The sequence below is a fragment of the Arthrobacter sp. 10T44 genome, from assembly GCF_056393885.1.
The window spans coordinates 454,721-481,253 of record NZ_JBFTGT010000001.1; the positions used below are offsets into that span (position 1 = coordinate 454,721).

Below are 26,533 nucleotides of genomic sequence, written 5' to 3' on the forward strand. Positions count from 1 at the left end.
CCCGGCCGACTACCTCACGGGTCCAGTTCGCCGGTTTAGCTCACGGGACCGAGGGCCGCGGCGAGCGGCAGGGTTCCGTCCCGGAACTCGATTGTCCGCCCTGCGGTCTGCGGCAGACCCAGCACCGCGGCGGCGACGAGCGCCACGTTGGAGCGCGAGGTGCCGGTGCCGTCAGAGGTATCGGTGGGGTTGACGTCCAGCAGACCGTTGCCGGGGCCGTCGGTCAAGGCTCCCGGGCCCAGGATGGTCCACTCCAGGCCGCTGCCACGCAGGTGGGCGTCCGCGGCAGCTTTGGCCTCGGCGTAGGCGTGGAAGCTGTTGTCCGCTGGGACGCCATGGTCCGGCCCGGCCCCGAGGTAGGAGACCATAACGTAGCGCCGGACGCCGGCGTCGCCCGCGGCGTCGATCGACCGGATGGCCGCGTCCCGGTCCACGGCATAGGTGCGTTCCGGGCTGCCGCCGCCCGCGCCGGCGGACCACACCACGGCGTCGTGGCCCTTCAACGCTTCGGCGATTTCCGCCGTCGTCGATTTCTCCACGTCGAGCACCAGCGGTGTGGCGCCGGTGGCGGCGACGTCGTCGCGATGGTCCGGGTTGCGGATGATGGAGGTCACCTCGGCCCCGTCCTTCGAGAGGATGCCGGACAGTTCCATAGCCACTTTTCCGTGGCCGCCGATGATTGCGATTCGCGTCATCGTCCCATTCTGTCCCACCGAGCCCCGTCCCCGCACCCGGACCGTGGCCATTCGAGCGCGATGCTCTATCACTTCGGGCCGTTATGGGCGCGGCAGAACAGCCATAAGTGACAGGGCAACGGCGGACAGGGACCAGGGCTCGGCGTCAATTGGCACGAAGTTCAGCGTGATGTGGGACGACGCGTTCGGCGCAGGGCGCAAGTGATGGCGAATACAGAGATACAGAAAAACCCCCGGAATCTCAAGGATTCCGGGGGCTTTATCTGGTAGCGGCGGGGAGGCTCGATCTCCCGACCTCACGATTATGAGTCGTGCGCTCTAACCAACTGAGCTACGCCGCCACGAATGAGAAAAACCTGCGTCAAGCCGGTCAAAAACCGCCTTGACGCAGGCCCTCATTCAGAGCCCCCCACCGGAATCGATCCGGTGACCTCGTTCTTACCAAGAACGCGCTCTACCACTGAGCTAGGGGGGCAACGAGTAAATACTCTACCGGAAGATTCGGCTCCCAACAAATCGGCTGGCCTCCCCTGCCGGCGGTGCCAAAATCCGCGCGATTTCGGGGGTATCCCGGGCCTTCGGGCATCCCCCGCGGGCCCATTCCGGCCGGTCCGCACCCGGGATGTGACGAAGGCGACTCACGGGTCCGGAGCGTTCCAGGAACTGCGCACGCTCCGGACCTTAAAGCAGGACGGGCCGGCTCAAAGAGAGCCGGCCCGTCCTGCTTGCCTAGGAACTAGTGGTTACCACTTGTTGCGGGGCTTGAAGCCGCCTTCGGTGCGGGGCTTGCGGGTGTCGGTGCCGACGCTGCGCTCGTTGCGATCGCTGAAGGAGCGGCCGCCGCGGTCAGCCGAGGAACGCTCGCCGTCGTTCTTGCGGAACTCGCGCTTGAAGCCGCCGTTGCCCTTGAAGTTGCCGCTGCCACCGGAGTAACCGCCGCGCTCGCCGCCACGGTTGCCCTGGTAGGCGCCCCGGTCGCCGGAGGGCTTGCGGCCGTTGTCCAGCTCGAGGTGGATCAGCTCGCCGCCGATCCGGGTGCGGGACAGTGCCTTCAGCTGATCCGGGCTCAGGTCCGCCGGGAGCTCCACGAGGGAGTGGTCCGAGCGGATGTCGATGCCGCCGATCTGGGCCGAGGAGATGCCGCCTTCGTTGGCAATGGCGCCCACGATGGAACCCGGCATGACGCGCTGGCGGCGTCCGACGGCGATCCGGTAGGTGGCGTTGCCCTCGGTCAGGGTGCGGGTCGGGCCACGGGAGCCGAACCCGTCCTTGGAGCGCTCGCGCTTCTGGAATTCCGGCGCGGCGGGCAGTTCCTTGACCAGGAGCGGCTGTCCGCCCTGCGCCATGACGGCCAGTGCGGCGGCAATCTCGGCGGCCGGAACGTTGTGCTCTTCCTCGTAGGAAGCGATCAGGTCACGGAACGCCGAGACGTCCTCAGATTCGAGGGTCTCGGTGATCTTCTCGGCGAACTTGCCCAGCCGCAGGGTGTTGACCGTTTCCGCGGTAGGCAGGTGCATCTGCTCCACCGGCTGGCGGGTGGCCTTCTCAATGGAACGCAGCAGGTACTTCTCCCGCGGGGTCATGAACAGCACGGCGTCGCCGGAACGGCCCGCGCGGCCGGTGCGGCCAATGCGGTGCACGTAGGACTCGGTGTCGTGCGGGATGTCGTAGTTGATCACGTGGCTGATGCGCTCGACGTCCAGGCCGCGGGCCGCGACGTCGGTGGCGACGAGGATGTCGATCCGACCCTCCTTCAGGGCCTCGACCGTGCGCTCACGCTGCTGCTGCGGGATGTCGCCGTTGATGGCCGCCGCCTGGAAGCCACGCGAGCGCAGCTTGTCGGCCAGGTCCTCGGTGGCCATCTTGGTGCGGACGAAGGCGATGACGCCGTCGAACTCTTCGACCTCGAGGATGCGGGTCAGTGCGTCGAGCTTGTGCGGGCCCATGACCTGCAGGTACCGCTGACGCGTGTTGGCGCCGGTGGTGGTCTTGGACTTGACCTGGATCTCGGCCGGGTTGTTCAGGTACTGCTTGGAGAGGCGACGGATCTGGCTCGGCATGGTGGCAGAGAACAGTGCAACCTGGCGGCCCTCGGGGGTCTGCTGGAAGATCTGCTCCACGTCATCGGCGAAGCCCATCCGCAGCATCTCGTCAGCCTCGTCCAGCACAAGGTACTGGAGTTCGGACAGGTCCAGGGAACCCTTGGCGATGTGGTCGATCACACGGCCGGGGGTACCGACGACGACCTGGGCACCGCGGCGCAGGCCGGCCAGCTGGGGTCCGTAGGCGGAGCCGCCGTAGACCGGCAGGACGGTGAAGTCGTCGATGTGCTTTGCGTAGGAGGTGAAGGCCTCCGCGACCTGGAGCGCAAGCTCGCGGGTCGGAGCCAGGACCAGGGCCTGCGTCTTGCGGGAGGGGCCGTTCAGGTCGTGGAGTTCGGCCAGCCGGGACAGTGCCGGTACTGCGAATGCTGCAGTCTTACCGGTACCGGTCTGGGCTAGGCCCACAACGTCGCGGCCTTCAAGCAGCACCGGGATGGTCGCTGCCTGGATCGGGGACGGCTTCTCGTAGCCGACGTCCTGCAGGGCGGCAAGGACGCGGGCATCAATGCCGAGGTCGACGAAGCGGAGACCGGTTTCGTCGTCACCGGCATCGTTCGGGGTGTTTTCGGCCGCGGTTTCCACCGGCGTGGTGGCTGCTTCGGCGGCAGGGGTTTCGGTGATCTCGACGTCGGCCTGGGTGTTTTCAGTGTCGACGGAGTTGTCCTGATTTTCGGGCATAGGGGAATCTTCCTCATCCATAGGGGCCAGGCGGCACAACCCGAGGTGAGCGGAGCCGCAGTACACGTGCCGTAATTGCCGGGCATACGTTGACCGGCCGGTCACATAGAAGCCCGGCGCTTTCGCAATCCCGTGGCAGGACTTCCCGCTGCAACTCTTGGCTGCTATCCCAGCAGTCTGTACAGCGTTTTCTTTAGCCGGCTCTCCCTATGAAAATGCCCGCATCACAGTAGCGGGCCCCAACACTTGCCAGTCCTGCCTCAAAAATTGGGCAGGAATAAGGGATTTCCGGAGTGGGGGATATTTCAAGTGTAAGGCATGCACACCTGCAGGTGGTAACGCAGGGGTCGACGGCGGCGGTGAGCTTGCGCACATGCCGCACCGCCCGGGCCTGTGCGGGCCCCGGACCGCGCTCCGGCGGGCGTGCTAGTCCGCCGGTTGCAGCTTCGCAAATTCCTGGTGGTACTCCGGCTGCAGCCGGATCAGGCCATCGGCGTCGGCATCCCGCAGCGCCTCCATGTCCTGGACCGTGGGGTCGGAGAACCATTTGCCGATCGTCACGCCGTGCGCCGGGACGTAGAGCCGGTGGATGTGGTCCCCCGCCTGGATGCTGCCGGTGCGCACCACGCGCAGATAGGTGCCTACAAGTCCGGCCTCGGTGAACCGCTTGACCCAGTGGGGTTCGTTCACGCGCCGCTGGAAGGTGCTGCACGGCCGGCGGGGCGAGGTGACTTCCACTTCGACGTCGAGCCCGATCTTCCAGCGTTCGCCGATCACCGCGTTGGTGGCGTCGATGCCGGCAACCCGGAGGTTCTCGCCAAAGTATCCGGGCGGGATGTCCCGTCCAAGTTCCGCGGCCCAGTAGTCGGCGTCGGCCTGGGAATAGGCGTACAGCGCCTGGTCTTCGCCGCCGTGGTCGATCCGGTCGGCCTGGATGTCACCGCGGAGGCCCAGCCGGTGGACTTTCACGGGTCCGTCCACGGGACGCTTGTCGATGGCGGTCACGCCCAGTCGTCCCTCGTCGCTGAGCAGCTGGTGCACCCGGCAGACGGCAAGCACAGAAGCGGTGTTCATGGCACCAGTGTAGGCCCGGGGCAGCGTCCGGGCGGCGGAACGTAGGATGCTCCCATGAGCAGTGTTGGAGCAACAGACGTGTCCGATGTCCTGGCGATCGATTCCCTGCTGAGCGCCGAAGAGCTGGCTGTTCGGGAAAGGGTCCGCGATTTCACCAGCCAGCGGATCCGGCCCGGGATCGCAGCCTGGTATGACGACGGCGTCTTCCCGCTCGAACTGGCAGCGGAACTGGGCGAGCTGGGCGTGCTCGGGATGCAGCTGGAGGGCTACGGCTGCCCGGGCCGCTCCGCCGTCGAGTACGGCCTGGCCGCGATGGAGCTCGAGGCCGGCGATTCCGGCATCCGCACCTTCGTCTCGGTGCAGGGTTCCCTCGCTATGACCGCCATCCACCTGTGGGGCTCGGAGGAGCAGAAGCAGGCGTGGCTGCCCCGGATGGCCGCGGGCGAAGCGATCGGCTGCTTCGCCTTGACCGAGCCCACCGCCGGGTCGGACCCGGCGGCGATGCAGACCTTCGCCCGGCGGGACGGTACGGGCGATGACGCCGGCTGGATCCTGGACGGGGCGAAGCGCTGGATCGGGCTCGCCTCCGTCGCGGACGTGCTGGTGGTGTGGGCAATGACCGACGACGGCGTGCGCGGCTTCCTGGTGCCTGCCGGCACGCCGGGGGTGACTGCCACGCCGATCGGGCAGAAGCTTTCGATGCGCGCCTCGATCCAGTGTGATGTGGGCTTCGACGGGGTCCGTCTGGGCCCCGAGGCGCAGCTGCCCGCCGCCCGCGGGCTGCGCGGACCGTTCAGCTGCCTGAACGAGGCACGCTACGGGATCGCCTGGGGCGCGATGGGCGCCGCCCGGGACTCCTACGAGGCTGCGCTGCGGTACTCGCAGGAGCGGCTGCAGTTCGGCAAGCCGCTGGCCGGGTACCAGCTCACCCAGGAGAAACTGGTGAACATGCTGCTGGAAATCCAGAAAGGCACCCTGCTGGCGCTGCAGCTGGGCCGGCTCAAGGACGCCGGGAAGCTGAGGCCGGAGCAAATTTCGCTGGGCAAACTGAACAACGTGCGGGAGGCAATCGCGATTGCCCGCGAGGCTCGCACCATCCTGGGCGGGAACGGCATCACGCTGGACTATTCACCGCTGCGGCACGCCGCCAACCTCGAGTCGGTGCGCACCTATGAGGGCACCGACGAGGTGCACACCCTGGTCCTGGGCCAGCACATCACCGGGCTGGCCGCCTTCCGCTAGCGGCGCGGGGTGAGATGACAGTTGGCGGCAGTGTTGCCGCACCACACTGCCGTAAAATGTCATCTCGACGGCGGCGATGGCGCGGCCTCAGGCGGAGAAGCCTCCGTCGGCCTTGACCAGCTGCCCGGACACCCAGCGGCCCTCGGGTGAGAGCAGGAACGCCACCGTCCCGGCCACGTCCGCGGGGGTGCCGATCCGGCCGCCTGGATGCCGGCGGGCCAGGTCCTCGCGCAGTTGCGGGTCCATCCAGCCGGTGTCCACCGGCCCCGGGTTGAGCACGTTGGCGCTGATGCTCTGCGGGCCCAACTCCCTCGCGGCCGCGATCACGATCCGGTCCAACGCGCCCTTGGACGCCCCGTACGGCAGGTTGAACGCGGTGTGGTCGCTGGTCAGCGCCACGATTGCACCGCCTTCAGCCGGCGCCTGCCGGGCAAATGCGGCGACCAGCTGCCAGCTGGCGCGGGTGTTGACGGCGAAGTGGCGCTCAAAGCTCTCCAGGGACGTGTCCAGGATGCCCGAGTCCACGGATTCGGCGTGGCTCAGCACCAGACCCTGCAGGGCGCCAGCCTCTTCCGCCACTGCGGCCATCAGCCGGTCCACGGCCTGCGGATCCTCGAAGTCGGCGGGCACGGCCAGCACGGCGGCGCCGGTCGCCTGAAGCTCGGCGGTGAGGCGTTCGACGTCGTCCGGCTGCACGCCCCAGGGCATCCGGGTGTCGTAGTCCTGCCAGTAGGTGAGCACCAGGTCCCAACCGTCCGCTGCGAGCCGCCGCGCAATGCCTGCACCGATGCCGGCGAGCCTTCCGACGCCGGTAACCAGGGCCGTCTTGCGCTGCACCGGCGGGGCATCGGCGGCCGGCGTGTCCGGGTTATCTGGCCTGGGCGGGGTGGAAACCATGGTGCCCAGCCTAACGTCCGGCCTAGGCCGGGACCGGGACGGCCGCCTGCTTTCCGGTGTCCTTGCGGATGGTCGCGCTGATGACGGCGGCGATGGTGCACATCGCCGCGGCGGCGAACCAGGCGTACGTGTACTGGCCGGTGGCGTCCCGGACGGCACCGGCCGCCAGCGCTGCCGCGGCGGCGCCGAGCTGGTGCGCGGCGAAGACCCAGCCGAACACGACACTGCCGTCCGCGCCGAACACCTGGCGGCAGATCGCGGCCGTCGGCGGGACGGTGGCTACCCAGTCCAGGCCGTAGATGATCACGAACACGATCATGCTGGGCTGGATCTCGGCGCTGAGCAGCAGCGGCAGCACCAGCAGCCCGATGCCCCGGAACTGGTAGTAGACGGCGAGCAGGATCCGTGGATTGAAGCGGTCCGTCAGCCAGCCCGAGGCGATGGTGCCGAGAATGTCGAAGATGCCGACGACGGCGAGCAGGCCGGCGGCCGTGGTTTCGGCCATGCCGTGGTCGTGGGCGGAGGGGATGAAGTGGGTGCCGATCAGTCCGTTGGTTGTGGCTCCGCAGATGGCGAAGCCGGCCACGAGTGCCCAGAACGTCCGGACCCTGCTGGCCCGCTTGAGCACCTGGAGTGCCCGGACGGCGGCATTCCGGCGGGGCCCGGCCGGGACCGCCTGCTCCCCCGGCGTTGCGGTCCCGCCGGCTGTAGCCCCACCCTCCGCGGACTCGGTCTCGGCGCCATACGGCAGCGCACCGACGTCGGCCGGTGAGTTCTTCAAGAACTTCAGCACCAGCGGCACCACCGCCAGGGCACCGGCGGCGATCAGCAGCGAGGCCTGCCGCCAGCCGGGGCTCTGCGCGAGGGCGGCGATGAAGGGCAGGAACACCAGTTGCCCGGCCGCGCTGCCCGCGGTGAGGATGCCGATCACCAGCCCGCGGCTCTTCACGAACCAGGTGTTGGCGACCGTGGCGGCGAACACCAGCGCCATCGATCCGGTGCCGAGTCCGATCAGCAGCCCCCAGGTCAGCAGGATCTGCCACGACTGGTTGACCAGGACGGTCAGGGCGCTGCCTGCCCCGATCAGCACCAGCGCCACGGCGGTCACGGCGCGGATGCCGAAGCGCTCCATCAGGGCCGCGGCGAACGGTGCCGTGAGGCCGAACAGCACCAGGTTGATGCTGACCGCGGCCGAGAGGACCGTGGTGGACCAGCCGAACTCGGTCTGCAGGGGCACCATGAGCACGCCCGGGGCGGCCCGGAAACCGGCAGCGCCGACCAGTGCCAGGAACGCGACGACGGCGACGATCCAGGCCGGATGGATGCGGCGCCGGGTGGAGGTGCGGGGCTCACTCATGCTGCGGTTCCGTTCTTCCGTGTCGCCGGAGCGGTGGCGAGGGGGACCGGGTCGGCGGTCCGGGTGAGGCTGTGCCAGCTGGTGTTTTCGGCCGTGAGCCGTTCGCCGCAGGCCGTGCAGCTGTCCGCAGAGGAGGTGCGCTGCCCGCAGCCGCTGTGGACCACAAACATGTGCGCCTGTTCGGACGGCGCGGCCAGGTGCTTCTCGGACCAGATCACGACGGCATTGAGCACCGGCAGGGCGTCCTCGCCTTTGGCGGTGAGCACGTACTCCTGGCGGCGGCGGCCGCCGCCGTCGTCGTAGGGGCGGCGGGTGAGCAGGCCGGCGTCGACGAGTGCTGCCAGCCGCCGGGTGAGGACCGAGTCAGCAGCGCCCAGCCGGGCCTTCATGGCGTCGAAGCGTCCGTTGCCGAAGAAGACTTCGCGCAGGACCAGCATGCCCCACGGGTCGCCGAGGATGTCCAGGCCGCGGGCCATGCTGCAGTTGCGCCGGGACCAGTCGGATCGAAGTGCCATACCGGCAGATTAGCTGGCTTTCTTCAAGATAGCTAGAGGCCGCAGCTGCCGGGACCTAGAGGTACGGCCGGAGCCCGGCGCGGGAGGGCCGGTAGGCCAGCGCCCAGTACACCAGCATCGCCATCCCGCAGACCACGCCGAGGCTGGCGACCGTGAGCTGCCACTGCGTAGTGGGATCCTTGCCCCACTCGTGTGCCCCGGCCATCACCGCGAGGTACTTGGGGGTGAGGTAGAAGGCGACGGCGGAGGCGGCGACGATGATCCAGCCGGCCAGCCGCATTTTGCCGTCACGCGAGGGGACTCGGTGGATGGCGAACCCCATGCACGGCAGCGCCACGGCCATCCAGACCCAGTGGTGGGACCAGGACACCGGGCTGATCAGCAGCATCAGCAGCGCGGTGGCGGACACCGCCACGAAGTTCTCCTCCGCGTCAACCGCCCACTTGATCACCAGCGCGGCGACGGCGGCGAGGCCCAGCGCGAGCACCAGCCAGACCACGGAGGTCAGGGACGAATCCGGCATCCCCAAGTGCAGCAGCAGGCCCTTGACCGAGAGGTTGTCCACGTAGGCCGGCCCACCGATCCGTCCGGTGTCCGGCAGGATCTTGGTCCAGAACGTCACCGAAGCGGTGGGCAGCATGGCCCAGGCCAGCGCGATCGAGCCGAAGAACCCCGCGGCCATCCAGCCCAGGGCCTTGAAGTCGCGGCGGACCAGGAAGTATAGGCCGAAGGCGAGCGGGGTCAGCTTGATCCCGGCCGCGATCCCGATCAGCAGGCCCGCCGGCCAACGGAACTCGCCGGCCCGGGATTTTCCGTAGAGTGCGAAGTCGGCCAGGATCAGGCCCATCAGGATGATGTTGATCTGGCCGAAGTCGAAGGTATCCCGCCACGGGCCCATCAGCAGGATCGCCGCGGTGCCGGCCAGGGCGACGGCCCGGAACCGCCAGTCCGCGACGGCGTCGCGCCAGCGGCCCAGCCCGAAGTAGTGCCGGGTCAGCCAGGCGGACACGACGGCTGCGCCGAGCAGCGCGGTGGCAGTGAAGACAAAGCCGCCGGCGCTTTGGCCCAGGGTGGCGAGGGCGGCGAAGATCAGCGCGGCGAACGGCGGGTAGGTGAACGGAAGCCCGTCGCGCGGGGCGTAGAGCTCGTTCACGCCGGCTTCGCCGGTCTGCAGCACCCGGTTTCCGCCGTAGAAATAGACCTCGAAGTCGTTCAGCAGCGGGATGTAGGCCGAGTACAGCACCACCAGGGCGGCGACGACGGCGGCCGCGCCGGCCGCCGTCGCGATCCAGCCGCGGATGGTGGAGCTGGCTGCCCTGGAAGTGCTGGTCACCGGAGGCTAGCTGCCCGTCTCAATGCGCGCGAAAGCCTGCTCGAGGTCCGCAATCAGGTCCTCGACGTCCTCGATGCCGCAGGAGAGCCGGATCAGGTTCTCCGGGACTGCCAGTTCGGTGCCCTTGACCGAGGCGTGGGTCATCTCGGAGGGGTAGTTCATCAGCGATTCGATGCCGCCCAGGGATTCCGCCAGCGTGAACACGGAGGTGGATTCGGCCACCTTGCGTGCCGCGGCCTCGCCGCCCTTGAACTGCACGGAGATCATCCCGCCGAACTTCTTCATCTGCTTCTTTGCCAGTTCGTGGCCCGGGTGGGAGGGCAGGCCCGGGTACAGCACGGCCTCCACCTCGGGGCGCTGCAGCAGCCATTCGGCCACGGCCTGGGCGTTGTCGCTGTGCCGGTCCATCCGCACGCCGAGCGTCTTGAGCCCTCGGGTGGTGAGGAACGCGTCCATCGGCCCGGACACGGCGCCGACGGCGAACTGCACGAAGCCGATCTTCTCGGCCAGCTCGGGGTCGTTGACGATGATCGCGCCGCCGACGACGTCGGAGTGCCCGCCGATGTACTTGGTGGTGGAGTGCACCACGACGTCGGCGCCGAGGGCCAGCGGGTTCTGCAGGTACGGCGAGGCGAAGGTGTTGTCCACCACGAGGAGGGCGCCGGCGTCGTGCGCCACCTTGGCGAGCGCCTCGATGTCGGTGATCTTCATCATCGGGTTCGACGGCGTCTCCACCCAGACCAGCCGGGTCTTGCCGCCGGCCGCGCCGCCGTTCGATCCGCCTGCGGCGACGGCCTTCGCGACGGCGTCAAGATCGGACATGTCCACCGGGGTGTTGCCGATCCCCCACTCGCCCAGGACGCGGCTGATCAGCCGGTACGTCCCGCCGTAGGCGTCGTTGCCGAGCACGATGTGGTCTCCGGGCCGGGTGAGGGCGCGGATCATGGAATCCTCGGCGGCCAGGCCGGAGCTGAAGGAGAACGCCGCTGCGCCGCCCTCCAGCGCGGCGAGCTGCTCCTGCAGGGCGTCGCGGGTGGGATTGGTGCCGCGGCCGTATTCGTAGCCTGCCCGGAGGCCGCCGATCCCGTCCTGCGCATAGGTGGAGGAGAAGTGCACCGGGGGCACCACGGCGCCGGTGCGCGGCTCGAAGGCCTGGCCGGCGTGCACGGCGCGGGTGTTGAAGCCGGCGTTGGCCGTGGAAGAGCTTTCTGGCTGGGACATGGGACTCCTTGAACTGGTCAGTTGCTGAGGTAGGCGAGGAGGTCGTGGCGGGTCAGGATCCCCACCGGAGCGCCGACGAACGTCACCATCAGGGTGTCGGTGTCGGAGAGGAGTTCGCGGGCCGTCGAGATCGATTCGAGCGAACCGATCACGGGCAGCCGGGCCTCCATGTGTTCGGAGATCTTGTCGGTGAGGTTCGCCTCGCCGCGGAAGAGCTTGGCGGTCAGGGTGCGCTCGTCGACGGCACCGAGCACCTCGCCCATCACGACCGGCGGTTCCTGGGACAGCACCGGGATGTGGGAGACGCCGTACTCGTTCATGATGTTGATGACGTCCCGCACGCTCTCGTTCGGGTGGATATGCACCAGGTCCGGCAGCTCGCCGGTCTTGGACTTGAGCACTTCTCCCACCGAGGCTTCGTCGCCGCCGGCGAGGAAGCCGTAGGAGCGCATCCACTGGTCGTTGAAGATCTTCGCCAGGTAGCCCCGGCCCGAATCGGGCAGGATCACGACGACGACGGCGGCGGCGGGCAGGTCCTTGGCGGCCTGCAGCGCGGCGACGACGGCCATGCCGGAGGAACCGCCCACCAGCAGGCCCTCTTCCCGGGCCAGGCGGCGGGTCATGGCGAAGGACTCGGCGTCGCTGACGGCTATGACCTCATCCGGAACGGCCTTGTCGTAGTTGGCGGGCCACATGTCCTCGCCGACGCCCTCGACGAAGTACGGCCGGCCGGTGCCGCCGGAGTAGACCGAACCGGCCGGGTCGGCCCCGATGATCTTGACCACGCCGCCGTCGGCCTCGGGCCGGTCCGCGGAGACTTCCTTGAGGTAGCGGCCGGTGCCGGTGATGGTGCCGCCGGTGCCGGCGCCGATCACGCAGTGCGTGACCAAGCCGTCCGTGTCCTTCCAGATCTCCGGGCCGGTCGACTCGTAGTGGCTGGCCGGCGCGGCCGGGTTGGAGAATTGGTCCGGCTTGTAGGCGCCCGGGATTTCAGTGACCAGGCGGTCCGAGACGCCGTAGTAGCTCTGCGGGCTGTCCGGCGCGACGGCGGTGGGGGTAACCACCACTTCGGCGCCGTAGGCCTGCAGCACGGCGCGCTTGTCTTCGCCGACCTTGTCCGGGACCACGAAGATGCAGCGGTAGCCCTTCTGCTGCGCCACGAGCGCCAGGCCCACACCCGTGTTGCCGGACGTGGGCTCCACGATGGTCCCGCCGGGCTGGAGCTTGCCGCTGCGTTCGGCCTCTTCGACCATCTTGGCGGCGATGCGGTCCTTGATCGAACCGCCGGGGTTCAGGTATTCCAGCTTCACCAGGACCGTGGCGGCGATGCCGTCGGTCACGTGATTGAGTTTGACGAGCGGCGTGTTGCCGATGAGGTCCAGGACGGACTGGGCGTACTTCATAGGTACAAAGTTACCGTCTCCGGGACGGCGGGCACGTCGCGTCGCCGGCGCCGCGGTCCGGGTGCGACGATAAGGCAGTGAAGCGAAGGACCTGGTTGAAGACGCTGAGGAGCTACCTCGTCCCCGGCGGGATGCTCCTCGCCGGGGTGGCGGTGCTGGGCACCGGGCTGTTGCCCTGGCCCGCATTCGAGGAGCTCACCGGCCGCACGGTGCCCGTACTGGGCTTCGTGGTGGCCATGTCCCTGGTGACGGAACTGGTGGACGACGCCGGGCTGTTCCGGGCCGTCACGGACCGACTGGCCGCCCTGGGCCGGGGCAGCGTGCTGCTGCTCTGGCTGCTGGTGATCGCGCTGGCAACGGTCTCCACCGTGTTCCTGTCGCTGGATACGACGGCGGTGCTGGTCACGCCCGTCGTCGTACTTCTGGCCGTCCACGCCCGGATCCCGCCGCTGCCCTTCGCGCTGACTACCATCTGGCTCGCGAACACGGCCTCGCTGCTGCTGCCGGTGTCCAACCTGACCAACCTGCTGGCCCAGTCCCGGCTGGGTCTCAGCCCGGCCGCCTTCGCCTCGCTGGTCTGGGCCCCCGCGCTGGTTGGGATCCTGCTCCCCCTGGCTCTGCTCTGGCTGGCCTTCCGGAAGGATCTGCGGGGCCGCTACGGCCCCCAGCCGGTCCACCGGGTGCGTGACAAGGTGCTGCTGTACGCCTCGGCTGGCGTGATGCTGCTCCTGCTCCCGGCCCTGGTGTCCGGAGTGCCGGTACAGATTCCCGCCGCTGCCGCGGCCGCGGTCCTCCTGGGGCTGTTCCTGTGGCGGCGCCGCTCGGCCCTCCGCTGGGCCATGGTCCCGTGGCGGCCGCTTATGCTCACCGTCGGCCTGTTCATGGTGGTCGAGGCGTTGCACGCCAACGGCCTGACCAAGGTCCTGGCGGGCGTCGCCGGGTCCGGGGAGAGCCTTCCCGCGCTGCTCCAACTGGCGGGGCTCGGCGTGGGAGCCGCGAACACCGTCAACAACCTGCCGGCCTACCTCGCGCTGGAACCGGCGGGCGGCTCGCCGGTGAGGCTCGCGGCCCTCCTGATCGGCGTGAACCTTGGCCCGCTGGTGAGCCCCTGGGCGTCCCTGGCGACCCTGCTCTGGCACGAGCGCCTGCGGGCCCTCAACGTCGAGATCCGCTGGGGCGGCTTCGCGCTGGCCGGCCTCGCCGCCGTCGTCCTCACGGTTCCCCTCGCGGTCGTGGCCCTCTGGCTGGCCAGCGGCATGCACTAGGCGCGGGTCAGGCCCCGATGTCGTTTGCGGCGGTTTCGCCGCTGCCGCCGGCCGGAGCCGGTGCCGCGGGCGCGGCGTTCTGCCACAGCCCCACTACGTTGCCCTCGGTGTCCGTGAAATACGCGTTCCAACCGGACCCCGGCACCTCCATCTTTGCCCGCTGCACCGAACCGCCCCGGGCCACGATCTGCTCCAAGGCGGCGTCGATGTCGTCGACGTCGACGGTCACCACCGGGGCGGTGAGCTCGCCGCGGCGGAACAGGCCGCCGTTGATCGACCCGGAGACCGCGGGCCGGCCCTCCTCGTCCATCGGGGTGGTCAGCGCCAGGCTGTATTCCATCTCCGGCATGACCTGGAAACCCCAGCCGAACACCGAACTGTAAAACTCACGCGCACGGTTCTCGTCGTCCGCGGGAAGCTCGAAGTGCACCACTCCACCAGCCATCACACTCTCCTGACCATCAAGGGATCCGATCCCGGGGCGGGCGCGGGAAGTCCGGGCCACAGCCGGAGTCTAGTCCCGTCCGGGGCCGCGGATAAGGGCCGTCCGGTTGCGCGCATCCCTCCGCCCAACAGCCCGGATGTGCCCGCCGTCGGCCGGGCGTGGGAACATATTCGAGTGACCACCGCAGAGCTCCCCGCCGGCGTGCCCGCCGCGGCGGACGCCTCGCTGCGGTGGCACCCGGGCGGCCCGTTCGATCTCCTGCAGACCCTCGGCACGCTCCGCCGGGGCCACGGCGATCCGTCCATCCGGGTCACTGCGGACGGCTTCTGGATGGCGTTCACGACGGCGGCCGGTCCGGCCACGCTGCGCCTGGCGTCCGCGGGTCCGGCGGCCGCGCCCTGGATCGAGGCGCGCGCCTGGGGGCCCGGGGCAGCCGCGGCGATCGAGGCCGTTCCGCGAATGCTGGGACGCGACGACGACTGGACGGCCTTCGACGAACCCGGCTTCCACGCCACGCTCCCCCGGATGGTTGTCGACGCACGACGCCGCAACCCCGCCCTCCGGCTGCCGGCCACCGGGCGGATGATCGATTCCCTGGTGCCTACGGTGCTCGAGCAGAAGGTCACGGTGATCGAGGCACGCCGCGGCTACCGCTACCTGATGTACCGCTTCGGGACAGCGGCGCCCGGCGCCGGCACCGTGGCCCCCGCCAACCTCCTGGTCCAGCCCACGCCCGAGCAGTGGCTGCGCATCCCGTCCTGGGAATGGCACAAGGCCGGAGTCGGCCCGCAACGATCGGACACCGTCATGCGGGCGCTGCGTTCCGCGGCCGCGCTGGAACGGCTGGCGGCGCTGCCGGCGGCCGAAGCGGCCGCGAAGCTGCAGACCCTTCCCGGGATCGGCGTCTGGACGGCGGCCGAGGTGGTGCAGCGCACGCACGGCTGTCCGGACTCGATCGCGGTGGGCGACTACCACCTCGCGGCCTACGTCGGCGCGGCCCTGACCGGGCGGCGGACCGACGACGCCGGGATGTTGAGGCTGCTGGCGCCCTGGGCCGGGCACCGCCAGCGGGTGGTGCGCATGATCGGCCTCAGCGGGTTCCGCAAGCCGGTTTTCGGGCCGCGGATGACCATCCAGGACCACCGCGGCCACTGACCGGCGCCGCTGAAGCAACGCGGGGTCACATCCGGCCCATCCGGGGCGCCTTTATAGGCGCGATCTGACCCCGCGTTGCGTTAGACCGAGCGGAGCCGGGTCTTCTTGATCCGGCCAACGAGGGCTTCGAAGCCATCGGCGAGGTCATCGGCGTTGGCCTTGAAGTACGCCCAGCCAGCGCCGCGGAACGCTTCGTCCCGCCGGATGTCCCTGGATTGTTGTTCCCGGGTGAGGTGGTGGACGCCCTCGTACTGGATGGCGATGCGGTACCTCCGGTAGCCCAGGTCTGCGGCCGGCGAGCGCCGGTCGTCAGGGTCCAGCCTGATCTGAAGCTCCGGCTCCGGTAATCGCGCGTCCATCAGCGCCAGCCGCAGAAAGGTCTCCGGGAACGAATCCGCCCCCACCCGCATCTCGTCCAGGGCCAGCCGGGCTTTCTCGACGCCCTTCATGTTGGGATGCTGGCGGATGAGTAGCCGCAGTCCGTCCTTGTACGCGTAGGGCTCTGAGCGCTGTTCCAGGCCAGGCCGGGGTATCCGAATGATCTGGTCGCCCAGTGCGATGAGGTAGTTGAGAGGCAGGCCCGAGGCGAGATCCAGCCAGGTCCGCGGCGGTGCCGTCACAGGGACGCCGTCGACGTCGGTCAGCTCGCCGGGGATACACCGCACGCGGTGTCCCGTAACCCCGGCCCGGCGGACGCGAGGCAGTTCGTGCGGCTTGCTGAGATGGATGGTGGAACACCCGCCCAGCCACGGCGGCAGCCCGAGCCGGGTGAGCACGGCGGCGGTCTCGTGGGACACCCAGGCGCCGGGCGTGGCTGCGCTGAGTACCCGGGCACGTTCGAAGATCTCCAGGTGCCTGCCGGCCGGCAGATAGATGAGACGGCCGCCGTCGGACAGGTCCTTCGCCCGGAGTCGCTTGGACGTAACGCCGACCGCACGGGATTCGTAGACCGTGAACGGCGTCTGGAAGAGACTTTCGGGGAGCGGCACAATGCGGACCATGGGCACCATTGTGGCCGCGGATTAGGCTCGCTGCCTGAGTTATCCACAGGCCTGCCTAACTCGAAGCATCGCGGGGTCACTTACGGCCCATCCACGGCCCCGCGATGGGCCGTAAGTGACCCCGCGTTGCGGTCAAAGATGCAGCCTGGCGACGGCTTCCTGGCGCATGTCCACCTTGCGGATCTTGCCGGACACGGTCATCGGGAAACTTTCCCGGACGTCCACGTAGCGCGGGATCTTGTAGTGCGCCAGCTTGCCCCGGCAGAATTCCGCCAGCCCCGCGGCGTCCAGCCTGCCGGCTCCGGGCTTGAGGATCACGCACGCCATCAGTTCCTCACCGTACGTGGCGTCAGGGACGCCGATCACCTGAACGTCCTGGATATCCGGGTGCGTGTAGAGAAACTCCTCGATCTCGCGCGGGTAGACGTTCTCGCCGCCGCGGATCACCATGTCCTTGATCCGGCCCTCGATCACCAGGTAGCCGTCCTCATCCATGCGCGCCAGGTCGCCGGTATGCATCCAGCCTTCGGCGTCGATCGCCTCGGCCGTCTTGTCCGGCTGGTTCCAGTAGCCCTGCATCACGGAGTACCCGCGGGTGCACAACTCGCCGATCTCGCCGCGCTGCAGCACCTCCCCGGTCATGGGGTCCACGATCCGGTTCTCCAGCTGCGGCATGGTGCGGCCGACGGTCTGCGTGCGCTGGGCCATGGTGTCCCCGTCTCGGGTCATGGTGGAGACCGGAGAGGTCTCGGTCATGCCGTAGCAAATGGCCACGTCGCGCATGTTCATTTCCGAGATCACCCGGTTCATGACCTCGATGGGGCACAGCGAACCGGCCATGACGCCGGTGCGCAGCGTCGAGAGGTCGTAAGAGGCGAAGTCCGGCAGCGCGAGTTCGGCGATGAACATGGTCGGCACGCCATAGAGCGACGTTCCGCCGAAGTCCTGCACTGCCTCCAGCGCGGCGGCCGGCGTGAACCCGCGGCCCGGAATGATGGTGGCGGCGCCGTGGCTGAAGGCGCCCAGGTTGCCGATCACCATTCCGAAGCAGTGGTAGAACGGCACCGGCAGCACCACCCGGTCGTGCTCGGTGTAAGCCAGCAGCTCGCCGATGGCGAAGCCATTGTTGAGCAGGTTGTGGTGAGTCAGGGTGGCGCCCTTGGGAAAACCGGTGGTGCCGGAGGTGTACTGCAGGTTGATCGCGTCGTGCGGGTCCAGTTCGGCCATCCGCGCCTTCAGGCCGGAGTGCGCGACGTCGTCGGCCCGCCTCAGCAGCTCGGCGAATGTCCGCTCCGCCTCACTTTCCGGGACCCCGGCGGTGAGGCCGGGCTGGCCGGAATCGGGCAGGAACACGACTTCGCGCAACTCGGGACATTCCGCCAGCGCCTGCCGGGCCATCACCGTGTAGTCGCTGTTCCGGTCCGACGGCGCCGCCACCAGCATCCGCATGCCGTTCTGCTTGACGACAAACTCCAGCTCGTGGCTGCGGTACGCCGGATTGACGTTGACCAGGATCGCCCCGATCTTCGCTGTGGCGTACTGCAGAATGGTCCATTCGGCGCAGTTCGGGCTCCAGATTCCGATCCGGTCTCCCTTGGCGACGCCGAGCGCCAGCAGCGAGCGGGCCAGCCGGTCGACGTCGTCGTTCATCTTGGTGTAGCTCCACCGCCGGGCCTCCCCGCCGGGAACCGCCGCGGCCTCGATCAGCGCGTCGTGGTACGGGAACCGGGCGACGATCCGCTCAAAGTGGTCGCCGATGGTTTCATCGATCAGCGGGACGTCAGTGTCCCCGGCTGTGTACGCAAGCATGGTGTGACGCTACCAACAGGCCGCCGGCAAGAGAAGGGCAAAGCGTGGAAGTCCTAGGAAATCTTCAGGACATCTTCCGACGCCGGGTCGGCCGCCCGGTAGGGTAAAACCCATGAGCGCACCCATTGACCTGCAGGCCACTTTCATTCCCAACGAGGGCGAATTCTTCCGCGTGAAGCTTGCCCTCGAAATCGCGATCGACGAGGTCGTCAACGAACCCGGCTGCATCCGCTATGAGCTGACCGAGGCGAGCGAGGACAAGCTGGTTCTGACCGAGCAGTGGGCTTCCCAGGCAGACTTGGACAAGCACTCCAAGGGCACCGCGGTCCAGGACCTGAACGAGTCCCTGAGCGCTTTGCTGGCCGAGCCGGTCAAGCTGGAAAAGCTCTAAGCCCGCCCCGCCTCCGAACACAAACGCGGGGTCACCTCGCGCCGGTAATCCCTCAAGGGATGGGCGCGAAGTGACCCCGCGTTGTTGTTTGTTGCGGCAGTCCGGGTGTTGCGGCAGTCCGGCTTAGATATCCGGAATCTGGCTACCGTCCTGCTGGGTTGTTGCGGCCTCGGCCTGGGAACGGGCCACGTGCGCGTGGACCTCCTCCATGTCGAGGGCCTTGACGGCGTCGACCACCTGCTCCAGCTGCTGGGCGTTCAGCGCACCGGGCTGGGAGAACACCAGTACCTTTTCGCGGAAGGCCATCAGCGTGGGGATCGAGGTGATACCGGCCTCGGCGGCAAGCTGCTGCTCCGCTTCGGTGTCCACCTTGGAGAAGACCACGTCCGGGTGCTTCTCTGAAACGGCCGAGTACGTGGGGCCAAACTGCTTGCACGGGCCGCACCATTCGGCCCAGAAGTCTACGAGGACAATGTCGTTGTCCTCGACGGTCGATGCGAACTGTTCACCTGTAATGTCTACGGTAGCCATGCGTCAACGGTACGCGAGCCGCCCGCGAAAGTCCCCTGCGTTTCGCTGATGGCACATCCCGGCGGGCACGGCGCGGAGGTCACGCCCAGACGTGCGGGGCGGGGCGGCGGGCGCCCGGCAGCGCGTTCGTTTCCCGCCACTCGTGGATCCATTCGGGCAGCTCCAGGTCCGCCGGCGGCGCCCCGAACTCGCGGATGATCTCTTCCTGGCTGACCGGCTTGCCCTTGCTGACCAGCCGGGTGGCGATGTGGGCGCGGGCGTAGATTTCGCCGTCGACCACCATGCGCTGCTCAAAGTAGATGGCCTTCTCATCCAGGCCGATGACCTTGGACTCGATGGTGTACTGCTGCCAGAGCTGCAGGGAGCGGCGGAAAGCGATCGTCTCCCCCGCCACCACTGGCGTCCAGCCGCGCCGGCGCATGGCCTTCCAGGTCCCGCTGCGTGCCATCAGGTCGAAGCGGCCCAGGTCCATCAGCGAGAGGTACATGCCGTTATTGACATGCATTGCGATGTCGATGTCTGTCGGGAGCACGCGGAGCGGCAGCGAGGACGTGTCCCAGATGCTCAGCGGCGAGCGCCGGGCGGACTTGATGAGCAGGAGGAGGGTGCGGAGCAGCAGGTGCATGGGACTATGTTACCCGCGGGTAACAAAGGTGCCAAGAAGGGTCGGCCGCTCAGCCGGCGGACAGCACCGCCACCGTGGCCTTGCGGCCGGAGCCGCGGATGGTCCAGCAGTTCCCGGTGCCGAGCACCTCAAGGTCCTCGAGGCCCGCGTGGCGCAGCACCAGCGCGGTGTTCTCGTCCACGGCCACGGCCCGGTCAACCAGGCCCTCCGCCACCGCCGCGACCGCGCGGCTCAGGGTTCCGGCCTGCGCGGTATGGACGTCGACGGCGAACGGCACCAGGCCCAGACCGTCGCGGACGTCGAGTTCGTCAAGGCCTTCGGAGCATTCCTCCGAGCACACCTCGATGCCCCGGACCCGGTATCCGCCCACAAGCGCCCGCTGCGGCGCGATCATCGCCCCCGCGGAGAACCCCAGATAAGGCACGCCCGAAGCGACCGCCTTCCGGATTGCCGCGGCCGAGGCCTGCAGGCCGGCCAGATAGTCCGGGGCGGGGCCGCCTCCGACGAGGATCCCGTCGACGTCGTCGAACGCCCCCGGGTCCGCCGGCTCGTGGGAGCGCAGCAGGATCGGTGTCAGCTGGCAGGGCGTGCGGCTCTGCAGCGGCTCCAGGTACGCGGGGAGGAAATACTCCGAGCTGCCTTCGCGGTCGAACAGCACGACGACGATCCGGGGAGGCCGGCTTCCCCCGCCGCGGTTCCGGACATCCTTGACGAAGCGGTCAAAGATAACCGGGGTGGTGACGGTATCGGGGCCCCCGCCCACCAGGATGATGCTCATGGGTATCACGGTACCCGCCCGGCCGCCGGGTCAGCCGGTGGCGACCAGCTCGACTTCGAAACCGTCCGAGTTCACCAGGTAGGCAGCGTAATGTCCGGGGCCGCCGGCGTGCGGATATTTTTCCGGAAACAGCTCGGTCCAGCCGTTGCCGGGGCCGTCCGCGGCCAGCGCGTCCACGTGCTCCGGCGTTCCGCCCCGGAACGCCAGATGGTTCAGCCCGGGCGCGGTGCGGTGGTGGTTCCGGCCGTCCAGGTCGGGTGACTCCTCGACGACGATGTACGTGGCGCCGCGCCGCCAGCTCCGCCCGCGGGGCCAGTCCTGGAACTGCCCGTAGCCGAGCCTGGTCAGCAGCCAGCCCCATTCGTCCCGGGCCCGCGCAAGGTCCGGCACCCAGAGCTCGACGTGGTGCAGGTCGCCGAAGGATTCGTCAGTCACTGTGTGAGTCTCGCACGTGCCTCAGTGCAGGATGCGCTGGAACAGGAGATGGTCCTGCCAGGCGCCCGCAATCTGCAGGTACTCCGGGGCATGTCCGATCTGCTGGAACCCGGCCCGCTGCAGCACCCGCTGGGAAGCGGCATTGTGCGGCAGCGTGGCCGCCTGGATCCGGTGCAGGCCCAGCGCGGTGCTGGCGGCTCCGACAACATGGGCGACGGCGGCCGATCCGATGCCCCGCCCGTTGAAGTCCTGATCCACCCAGTACCCGAGGTTGGCGCTGAGGAAAGGCCCGCGCACGATGCCGCTCAGCGTCATCGTCCCCACGGCCTCCCCGCCGGCCAGCAGGACCCACGGAACGCCGGTTCCGGCGCCGAACATGGCGAGTTTGCCGCCGATGTTGGCGCGCTGCCCCTCCGTGGTGAAGAACTCGGCGCTCCGGGCCGGTTCCCAAGGCGCAAGATGATCCCGGTTCCGCCGGTACGCGGCCCCCAGCCGTTCGGCGTCGGAACCGCGAAGCAGCCTGATGCGGAGACCGCCGGGCAGCTCTCCCGCCAGCGCGCTTGGGGCGTCAGTCGTCACGTGCCCCTGCCGTCCCGGTGAGCGCAATGATCATCCGCTCCATCCTGGCAACGCCGGCGAAACGCCCCGCGTTGTCCGTCACCAGGAGCGAGTCGAACCTCTGGTTCTTGGGCCTCGTCATGGCCCGGGCCAGGGCCTGGCTGAGCGGGGTATCGAGGTTCACGCGCATCCCGGGGCTGACCACGCCCAGTGCGGACGCTCCGGCGTCCAGCACCGCGACCGGCCGCAGGTGCTCGCCGAGCAGCACGACGGCCTCCAGCGCCGGGTTGGCCGCGAAGGCGTCAGCGGCCTGGGTGACGCTGCCGGCCGTCGTCGCCGGTTCGACGACGTCGCGGATGACCGTCTTGTGTGCCACCGGACGGGCGCTGGCGAGGCGGTGGGCCAGGTCAAGATCAATGCCGGCCCAGGGCGGGGCGGGCCGGGCGAGGTAGTAGCCCTGCACGAGCGGGACGCCCAGCGAGACCAGTGCCTCGAGCTCCTCCGCCCGTTCGACGCCCTCGGCCAGGATCCAGGCGTCGACCTGACTCGCAAACGCGCCGAGCATCCCGATGAGGGCACGCTTCGCCTCATCACGGTCGACGTCCTGGATCAGGTCCCGGTCGATCTTGATCAGGGCGGGGCGCAGGGCCAGCAGGTGGCGCAGTCCCGCGTAGCCGGCTCCGGCGTCGTCGACGGCGATCAGGGCACCGGCGGCGCGCAACTGGTTGAGGTCCGGTTCCAGCTCCACGTACGAGTCGATCGGTGTTTGCTCTGTCAGTTCGACGATCAGGCCGCCCAGTTTGCCCTCGTCGCGCCAGACGCTGCGGATGCATTCCGTGGTCAGCAGCTCCGGTGAGACGTTGAGGGTCAGGAAGCAGTTGGCCGGCAGGGCGGCGCGGGCCTTGAGCGCGGTGCGCAGCGCGGCCGCTTCGAGTTCAGCGGCTTTCCCGTGTTGACGCGCAGCGGCGAACCAGACTTCGGGGTTCTTCTCGGCATAGCCGGGAAACCTGGCGAGGGCTTCATAGCCCACCACCGCTCCCCGCGCGGTATCAACGATGGGCTGGTAGGCAGCCGCCAGGCCTTCGCCGCGGCAGGCCGAGGCCAGCAGCCCATCCCAGTCCGGCGGTGCAGTGGCGCCGGACCCGGAAGGTGGACCGCCCGCCGCAGGAATCAACTAACCGGGTGGATTGCTTTGTGCACCGAGTCGACGAGCTCGGCGGGAAGCTCGGTCAGGCCGTGCACGGACGCGGCATGGGCGCCGACCTGGACCAGGATTTCGTCATCGGTGCTGCAGACCCAGCGGGCTTCACAACCGGGAACAACGTCACCACATGCAAACGATTTCATGTCAACTCCTCAGGCTCATTCGATCAACGCGCCTAACCCTACTCCGCAGTAATGCCGGATCGGCCGATTATCCGCCCGGGTGTCGCCGGAGCCTCCGGTGCCGCGGAAGGATCAGCCGGCGACGCTCTGCGGTTCGTCGCTGGCGGCCAGCTCACCCAACCACTCCAGGGCGTCGGCGCGGGAGGTGAAGTAGCGTTGCGGGCAGTCGTTTCCGCGGCGCATCCACGCGGCGACAACCCGGTCCACGTTCGATTCGCCGACGAGTGCCACGGAGGAAACGAAGCGGCTCTCCAGGTAATGGTTGCGGGCTCCGGCGGTCAGCTTGACGTCGCTGATGTCGATCAGCAAGGGCAGCATCCGCCCGGCGCTGATTTTTGAAATGGCAACGACGGAATCGACGGCGTCCGCCGTATCGAGCATGGACCCGGAGGCCCAGGCCAGCCGAAGAATTCCGCTCTCATCCAGGTTGAGCGTCCCCTTGCCAGCTGCCAGGACTATCTCCATGTGATTCCCCCTCCTGCGACAGAGTAGCGCCTCAGCGGGCCAAGATGTGACGCCGGGCACGTTTTCGACCGGAAAATGACGTTCGACGGCGGAAACCCCCTGCGTTGCGCGCCTTCGCCAGCGGCCGGACCGCGTAGGGTGCCGTCATGGACATCATCCTGGTTCCCGGTTTCTGGTTGGACGCGTCGTCGTGGTCGGAGGTCACGCCGCCGCTGGTCGCCGCGGGGCATCGGGTCCACCCGCTCACGCTGCCCGGGCTGGAGTCGGCTGACGCACCGCGCGCCGGCATCGGCTTGCGCACCCACATCGACGCCGTCGTGGCCGCCGTAGACAGGGTGGATACCCCGGTGGTCCTGGTGGGCCACTCCGGCGGCGGGGCGATCATCCATGGCGCCGTGGATGCGCGACCGGACCGCGTTGCCCGCGCCATCTACGTGGACAGCGGCCCGCTGGGGGACGGCGGCGTCGTCAACGACCAGCTGCCGGCCGACGGCGACGAGGTGCCGCTGCCGCCATGGGAATTCTTCGAGGACGAGGACCTCGTTGACCTGGACGAGGAGCTCCGGTCCGCCTTCCGGGCCCGCGCCGTCCCGGAACCCAAGGGCGTTGCCTACGACCAGCAGAGGCTCCACGATGACCGCCGCTACGACGTTCCGGCAACTGTCATCGCCTGCGAATTTCCGACGTCGGTGCTGCTCGAATGGATTGCCGCGGAGCAGCCGTATGTCGCGGAGCTGGCACGGATCCGCGACGTCGAATACCTGGACCTGCCGACCGGGCATTGGCCGCAGTTCACCAGGCCCGCGGAACTGGGTGCTGCCATCGTCGCCGCCGTGGACCGAACGCCGATTGCTCCATAACTGCCGTTTTCACGTCCCGTAACGGCACCTACGGAGCAGTCGCGCAATAAAACAAAAAAGCCTCCGGAACCGTTTGGTTCCGGAGGCTTTCTCGAGGGTGGCAGATGAGGGATTCGAACCCCCGTAGGCGTTGCCAGCTGATTTACAGTCAGCCCCCTTTGGCCGCTCGGGTAATCTGCCGAACTTCAAAAGAAGATCACTCGCGGCTTCCATCTGCCGAACGCCTGTTTCCAGTCCGTTCCGCTTCCAGCAACCGCGGGCAAGACAACTTTACAGAACTTCCGCCGAAGAATCGAATCGGCGCCGCGTGGCCCCGGGTGGCCCGGAATATCAGGCTTCTCCGAGGATGCGGCCGGCGAGTTTGGCCTCGAACTTCGCCGCCTGCTCGGCGGTGACCTGGTTCAGCTGCACCGCCCGGGCCAGGTCCGCCTGCACGCCACCGAGGCGGGCGGAAGCGTCTGCGGCCGGGCTGAGGATGATGGAGGCCGCCAGGGCCGCGGCGGCCACCGACGTCACCGCCGTCGTGATGGAACCCGCGGCTGCGGCGGTGGTGCTGCTGACGTTACGGATGGCCCTGCGGTTCATGTGCCCTGCCTTTCAAGCGGCTCTTCCAACGGTCCCAACTCTCCCGGGCCAAGCTTCGTTCCCCCCGGGGTTCAGCTTTGAGCCAACTGTGAAGACCGGCCGCCCCGCGGCACCTTCACATCCGGAGCATCCGTACTAGGCTGGAATGCAGAAAACACCGCCCTCCAGCAGGGCGTCCGGACAACATCAGGAGGACAGTCATGGCAGGCGAATCCACATTCGACGTCGTCAGCAAGGTCGACAAGCAGGAAGTCGCCAACGCGCTGAACCAGGCGCAGAAAGAGCTGGCGCAGCGGTACGACTTCAAGGGCGTCGGCGCCGAGGTCGACTTCAGCGGCGAGAAGATCCTGATGAAGGCCAACTCCGAGGAGCGGGTGCTGGCCGTCCTCGACGTGCTGCAGTCCAAGCTGATCCGCCGCGGCATCTCGCTGAAGTCCCTCGACACGGGCGAGCCCTACCCTTCCGGCAAGGAATTCCGCCTCGAGGCCACCATCAAGGAAGGCATTGCCCAGGACCTCGCGAAGAAGATCAACAAGTTGATCCGCGACGAGGGCCCCAAGTCGGTCAAGTCCCAGATCCAGGGCGACGAGCTGCGCGTGACGTCCAAGTCCCGCGACGACCTCCAGGAAACCATGAACCTGCTGAAAGGCTTCGACGAGGCCGATCTCCAGTTCGTGAACTTCCGCAGCTAGCTGCGCTCCGCGTCGGGCACTACCCTGCGACGCACAAAAGGGCTGGCGCCACCGGTATTCCGGCAGCGTCAGCCCTTTTGTGCGTCATGGAACCAGGTGCGCGTCGTCGGGCCGGCGGGCCTAGCCCAGCTGACGCCCCGCCATCCGCTCAAGCCGGCCGATCCGTTCGCTCATCGGCGGGTGCGTGGAGAACATCCGCGCCATGCCGCCGCCGCGGAACGGGTTGGCGATCATCAGGTGCGAGGCGTTGACCAGCCGCTGGTCCTGCGGCAGCGGCGCGAGCTGGACGCCCTGCTCGATCTTGCGCAGGGCCGAGGCCAGCGCCAGCGGGTCGCCGGTGAGCGCCGAACCGTCCTCGTCGGCGTCGTACTCGCGGGTCCTGGAGATGGCCATCTGGATCAGCGACGCGGCAAACGGCGCCAGCAGGGCCATCGCGAGGAGGGCGAGGGGATTGCCGTTGCGGCGGTCGCCGCCCCCGCCGAAGAACAGCAGCATCTGGCCCACCGAGGTGATCACGCCCGCGACGGCGGCGGCCACCGACGAGGTGAGAATGTCCCGGTTGTAGACGTGCATCAGCTCGTGGCCGAGCACGCCGCGGAGTTCGCGGGCGTCGAGCAGCTGCAGGATGCCCTGCGTGCAGCAGACCGCGGCGTTTTGCGGATTCCGGCCGGTGGCGAAGGCGTTGGGTGCCATGGTCGGTGAGATGTAGATCCGCGGCATCGGCTGGTTGGCGCGGGCGGAGAGCTCCCGGACGATCTGGTGCAGCTCCGGCGCCTCGGCCTCGGTCACCGGATAGGCCTGCATGGACCGGATCGCGATCTTGTCGCTGTTCCAGTACCCGTAGGCGGTGGTGCCGACGCCGATCAGGGCCATGATCCAGATGGGCGCCGAACTCCGCATCCCGGATCCAATCACCGCGCCCAGGCCAAGCAGCACCGCCCAGAGCACGCCGAACAGGGCCGCCGTCTTCAAGCCGTTGTGATGGTTATGCACTGATCCTCCCAAGCCATGCCGTCGATCGGGTGTCCCACGGGT

Annotated in this window: 28 protein-coding genes and 3 tRNA genes; 6 read left to right on the top strand and 25 right to left on the bottom strand. The window is 68.5% G+C overall.

Features of this window, described 5'->3' with window-relative positions; all coding sequences use genetic code 11:
* Positions 1 to 35 precede the first annotated feature (35 nt).
* The 5 genes from AC1DBL_RS02115 to AC1DBL_RS02135 all read right to left on the bottom strand — a co-directional run bounded on the left by AC1DBL_RS02115 (position 36) and on the right by AC1DBL_RS02135 (position 4,549).
* Complete coding sequence (locus tag AC1DBL_RS02115) at positions 36 to 695, bottom strand: SDR family oxidoreductase (RefSeq protein ID WP_441416978.1); 660 nt, start codon at positions 693 to 695, stop codon at positions 36 to 38.
* Between the two features lie 264 nt (positions 696 to 959).
* Positions 960 to 1,036, bottom strand: a tRNA-Met gene (locus tag AC1DBL_RS02120).
* A 62-nt stretch (positions 1,037 to 1,098) separates the two neighbouring features.
* Positions 1,099 to 1,170 (bottom strand) — tRNA-Thr (locus tag AC1DBL_RS02125).
* 268 nt (positions 1,171 to 1,438) lie between these two features.
* Positions 1,439 to 3,475: a DEAD/DEAH box helicase gene (locus AC1DBL_RS02130; RefSeq protein WP_441416972.1), complete on the bottom strand. Its 2,037-nt coding sequence runs from the start codon at positions 3,473 to 3,475 to the stop codon at positions 1,439 to 1,441.
* Between the two features lie 426 nt (positions 3,476 to 3,901).
* A complete protein-coding gene (locus AC1DBL_RS02135) occupies positions 3,902 to 4,549 on the bottom strand; it encodes an MOSC domain-containing protein (protein WP_441416971.1) in 648 nt (215 codons plus the stop codon).
* Positions 4,550 to 4,603: 54 nt separating this feature from the next.
* Here AC1DBL_RS02135 and AC1DBL_RS02140 point away from each other — a divergent pair, with 54 nt between their 5' ends.
* Positions 4,604 to 5,791 carry an acyl-CoA dehydrogenase family protein gene (locus AC1DBL_RS02140; protein ID WP_476925373.1) on the top strand — a complete coding sequence of 396 codons (1,188 nt, stop codon included), beginning with the start codon at positions 4,604 to 4,606 and terminating at the stop codon, positions 5,789 to 5,791.
* Between the two features lie 87 nt (positions 5,792 to 5,878).
* Here the strand turns inward: AC1DBL_RS02140 and AC1DBL_RS02145 are convergent, their stop codons facing one another.
* From AC1DBL_RS02145 to AC1DBL_RS02170, 6 genes are read right to left on the bottom strand one after another with little or no spacing between them, the layout of a single operon-like run.
* The gene (locus tag AC1DBL_RS02145; protein WP_476925374.1) at positions 5,879 to 6,688 is read right to left on the bottom strand and encodes an SDR family oxidoreductase; all 810 of its coding nucleotides are present in this window, start codon (positions 6,686 to 6,688) and stop codon (positions 5,879 to 5,881) included.
* Positions 6,689 to 6,710: 22 nt separating this feature from the next.
* The gene (locus AC1DBL_RS02150) at positions 6,711 to 8,045 is read right to left on the bottom strand and encodes an MFS transporter (RefSeq protein WP_476925375.1); all 1,335 of its coding nucleotides are present in this window, start codon (positions 8,043 to 8,045) and stop codon (positions 6,711 to 6,713) included.
* A complete protein-coding gene (locus AC1DBL_RS02155; protein WP_441416967.1) occupies positions 8,042 to 8,560 on the bottom strand; it encodes a winged helix-turn-helix transcriptional regulator in 519 nt (172 codons plus the stop codon). Before AC1DBL_RS02155 ends, AC1DBL_RS02150 begins: the two co-directional genes overlap by 4 nt.
* A gap of 55 nt (positions 8,561 to 8,615) precedes the next feature.
* A complete protein-coding gene (locus AC1DBL_RS02160) occupies positions 8,616 to 9,893 on the bottom strand; it encodes a glycosyltransferase family 87 protein (RefSeq protein ID WP_476925376.1) in 1,278 nt (425 codons plus the stop codon).
* Positions 9,894 to 9,899: 6 nt separating this feature from the next.
* Complete coding sequence (locus tag AC1DBL_RS02165; RefSeq protein ID WP_441416965.1) at positions 9,900 to 11,114, bottom strand: cystathionine gamma-synthase; 1,215 nt, start codon at positions 11,112 to 11,114, stop codon at positions 9,900 to 9,902.
* 17 nt (positions 11,115 to 11,131) lie between these two features.
* Complete coding sequence (locus AC1DBL_RS02170) at positions 11,132 to 12,517, bottom strand: cystathionine beta-synthase (RefSeq protein ID WP_476925377.1); 1,386 nt, start codon at positions 12,515 to 12,517, stop codon at positions 11,132 to 11,134.
* A 131-nt stretch (positions 12,518 to 12,648) separates the two neighbouring features.
* On the opposite strand from AC1DBL_RS02170, the gene AC1DBL_RS02175 reads away from it, so the two are divergent.
* Entirely contained in the window at positions 12,649 to 13,782 is a 1,134-nt protein-coding gene (locus AC1DBL_RS02175; protein ID WP_476892291.1) for an SLC13 family permease, read from the top strand.
* 7 nt (positions 13,783 to 13,789) lie between these two features.
* On the opposite strand, the gene AC1DBL_RS02180 is transcribed toward AC1DBL_RS02175, so the two are convergent.
* On the bottom strand, positions 13,790 to 14,227 hold the full coding sequence (locus AC1DBL_RS02180) for a VOC family protein (protein WP_476925378.1): 438 nt from the start codon (positions 14,225 to 14,227) through the stop codon (positions 13,790 to 13,792).
* Between the two features lie 174 nt (positions 14,228 to 14,401).
* Here AC1DBL_RS02180 and AC1DBL_RS02185 point away from each other — a divergent pair, with 174 nt between their 5' ends.
* Positions 14,402 to 15,382: a DNA-3-methyladenine glycosylase family protein gene (locus tag AC1DBL_RS02185; RefSeq protein ID WP_441416962.1), complete on the top strand. Its 981-nt coding sequence runs from the start codon at positions 14,402 to 14,404 to the stop codon at positions 15,380 to 15,382.
* 80 nt (positions 15,383 to 15,462) lie between these two features.
* On the opposite strand, the gene AC1DBL_RS02190 is transcribed toward AC1DBL_RS02185, so the two are convergent.
* Positions 15,463 to 16,383, bottom strand: coding sequence for a hypothetical protein (locus AC1DBL_RS02190; protein WP_476925379.1), 921 nt, complete (start codon positions 16,381 to 16,383; stop codon positions 15,463 to 15,465).
* 132 nt (positions 16,384 to 16,515) lie between these two features.
* Positions 16,516 to 18,192 carry an AMP-binding protein gene (locus tag AC1DBL_RS02195; protein WP_476925380.1) on the bottom strand — a complete coding sequence of 559 codons (1,677 nt, stop codon included), beginning with the start codon at positions 18,190 to 18,192 and terminating at the stop codon, positions 16,516 to 16,518.
* Between the two features lie 112 nt (positions 18,193 to 18,304).
* On the opposite strand from AC1DBL_RS02195, the gene AC1DBL_RS02200 reads away from it, so the two are divergent.
* Complete coding sequence (locus tag AC1DBL_RS02200; RefSeq protein ID WP_441416959.1) at positions 18,305 to 18,583, top strand: putative quinol monooxygenase; 279 nt, start codon at positions 18,305 to 18,307, stop codon at positions 18,581 to 18,583.
* 123 nt (positions 18,584 to 18,706) lie between these two features.
* Here the strand turns inward: AC1DBL_RS02200 and trxA are convergent, their stop codons facing one another.
* The 8 genes from trxA to AC1DBL_RS02240 form a co-directional block, all read right to left on the bottom strand.
* Complete coding sequence (gene trxA, locus AC1DBL_RS02205; protein ID WP_441416958.1) at positions 18,707 to 19,114, bottom strand: thioredoxin; 408 nt, start codon at positions 19,112 to 19,114, stop codon at positions 18,707 to 18,709.
* Positions 19,115 to 19,193: 79 nt separating this feature from the next.
* Positions 19,194 to 19,739 (bottom strand): acyl-CoA thioesterase, encoded by a 546-nt coding sequence (locus tag AC1DBL_RS02210; protein WP_441416957.1) that lies wholly within the window; start codon positions 19,737 to 19,739, stop codon positions 19,194 to 19,196.
* A gap of 49 nt (positions 19,740 to 19,788) precedes the next feature.
* Positions 19,789 to 20,517, bottom strand: a complete 729-nt coding sequence (locus AC1DBL_RS02215; RefSeq protein WP_476892079.1) for a Type 1 glutamine amidotransferase-like domain-containing protein — start codon at positions 20,515 to 20,517, stop codon at positions 19,789 to 19,791.
* A gap of 30 nt (positions 20,518 to 20,547) precedes the next feature.
* Positions 20,548 to 20,952 (bottom strand): VOC family protein, encoded by a 405-nt coding sequence (locus AC1DBL_RS02220; protein ID WP_476892078.1) that lies wholly within the window; start codon positions 20,950 to 20,952, stop codon positions 20,548 to 20,550.
* A gap of 21 nt (positions 20,953 to 20,973) precedes the next feature.
* A complete protein-coding gene (locus AC1DBL_RS02225; protein WP_476892077.1) occupies positions 20,974 to 21,531 on the bottom strand; it encodes a GNAT family N-acetyltransferase in 558 nt (185 codons plus the stop codon).
* On the bottom strand, positions 21,521 to 22,684 hold the full coding sequence (locus tag AC1DBL_RS02230) for an EAL domain-containing protein (protein ID WP_441416953.1): 1,164 nt from the start codon (positions 22,682 to 22,684) through the stop codon (positions 21,521 to 21,523). Before AC1DBL_RS02230 ends, AC1DBL_RS02225 begins: the two co-directional genes overlap by 11 nt.
* Entirely contained in the window at positions 22,681 to 22,857 is a 177-nt protein-coding gene (locus AC1DBL_RS02235) for a DUF1059 domain-containing protein (RefSeq protein WP_441416952.1), read from the bottom strand. The genes AC1DBL_RS02230 and AC1DBL_RS02235 overlap by 4 nt, the downstream gene beginning before the upstream one ends.
* A 111-nt stretch (positions 22,858 to 22,968) precedes the next feature.
* Positions 22,969 to 23,361, bottom strand: a complete 393-nt coding sequence (locus AC1DBL_RS02240) for a DUF7793 family protein (protein WP_441416951.1) — start codon at positions 23,359 to 23,361, stop codon at positions 22,969 to 22,971.
* Positions 23,362 to 23,507: 146 nt separating this feature from the next.
* Here AC1DBL_RS02240 and AC1DBL_RS02245 point away from each other — a divergent pair, with 146 nt between their 5' ends.
* Positions 23,508 to 24,221, top strand: a complete 714-nt coding sequence (locus tag AC1DBL_RS02245) for an alpha/beta fold hydrolase (protein ID WP_441416950.1) — start codon at positions 23,508 to 23,510, stop codon at positions 24,219 to 24,221.
* 98 nt (positions 24,222 to 24,319) lie between these two features.
* On the opposite strand, the gene AC1DBL_RS02250 is transcribed toward AC1DBL_RS02245, so the two are convergent.
* A tRNA-Tyr gene (locus tag AC1DBL_RS02250) sits at positions 24,320 to 24,401 on the bottom strand.
* A 150-nt stretch (positions 24,402 to 24,551) separates the two neighbouring features.
* A complete protein-coding gene (locus tag AC1DBL_RS02255) occupies positions 24,552 to 24,806 on the bottom strand; it encodes a hypothetical protein (protein ID WP_441416949.1) in 255 nt (84 codons plus the stop codon).
* Positions 24,807 to 25,006: 200 nt separating this feature from the next.
* Between AC1DBL_RS02255 and AC1DBL_RS02260 the strand changes: the two genes are divergently transcribed.
* Positions 25,007 to 25,498 carry a YajQ family cyclic di-GMP-binding protein gene (locus AC1DBL_RS02260; protein WP_138768479.1) on the top strand — a complete coding sequence of 164 codons (492 nt, stop codon included), beginning with the start codon at positions 25,007 to 25,009 and terminating at the stop codon, positions 25,496 to 25,498.
* Positions 25,499 to 25,618: 120 nt separating this feature from the next.
* Here AC1DBL_RS02260 and htpX read toward each other — a convergent pair whose 3' ends face one another.
* Positions 25,619 to 26,491 carry a zinc metalloprotease HtpX gene (htpX, locus tag AC1DBL_RS02265; protein ID WP_441416948.1) on the bottom strand — a complete coding sequence of 291 codons (873 nt, stop codon included), beginning with the start codon at positions 26,489 to 26,491 and terminating at the stop codon, positions 25,619 to 25,621.
* Positions 26,492 to 26,533 lie beyond the last annotated feature (42 nt).